Source organism: Flavobacterium sp. ALJ2, assembly GCF_015594725.1.
GTDB lineage: Bacteria > Bacteroidota > Bacteroidia > Flavobacteriales > Flavobacteriaceae > Flavobacterium.
Window position 1 is genome coordinate 1 of the sequence record NZ_JADNRC010000057.1, and the last position, 677, is coordinate 677.

Consider the following 677-nt stretch of genomic DNA (forward strand, 5'->3'; position numbering starts at 1 on the left):
AATAAAGACATTGCCCGTATCTATGGGAAACTTATCTGCCTTGGTGACCTTAAACTCTAGGTACAACCTACTGGAAGTACTCCCTAAAGAATTTGAAAAACTCAATGCTTTAAAAACATTAAATCTCGAATATAACAAAATAGCAGATATCAAAGGACTTTTAAAAAGCCAAGTAAACATAGACTTAAACTATCAGACACTTAATCTTGAAAATTTCCTATATGAGGGAACTGATGTAAAAATAACAAACTTGCCAAACTCAGTTCTTTACAACAGGGCACAAAATGATTTCTCTGCCAATAGCCAATTTATAGTCTACATAAGAGGAAGTCAAGTAAGCAGCACTTTGGTTGTTGCCAAAGATAGAACTTTGACCATACCTGCTTCTTATCTGGCAACCCTGAAAACAGGAGACCCAGTATATCTTAAGCAGCAATATGATGGAACGGCAATAAGCTATTATACCAATATCTATTTTACAACCGTAAAAGTAGATCAGCCCAAAATTCCGGATGCAGAATATCAGGCTTTGGTCGATTTTTATACCGTCATGGGAGGGAATAATTGGAACAACAAATGGGATACTAACGAAAACAACCTACATGAAGGTCCTTGGAACGGTATAAGTATCGAAAACGGGCACATTACGGCAATTAACCTTAACAATACTAGTAACA

Annotated in this window: 1 pseudogene; it reads left to right on the forward strand. The window is 36.2% G+C overall.

The window, feature by feature from the left end:
- Nucleotides 1-22: 22 nt before the first annotated feature.
- A pseudogene (locus IUY40_RS19195) lies at nt 23-677 on the forward strand (leucine-rich repeat domain-containing protein); the annotation flags it as partial.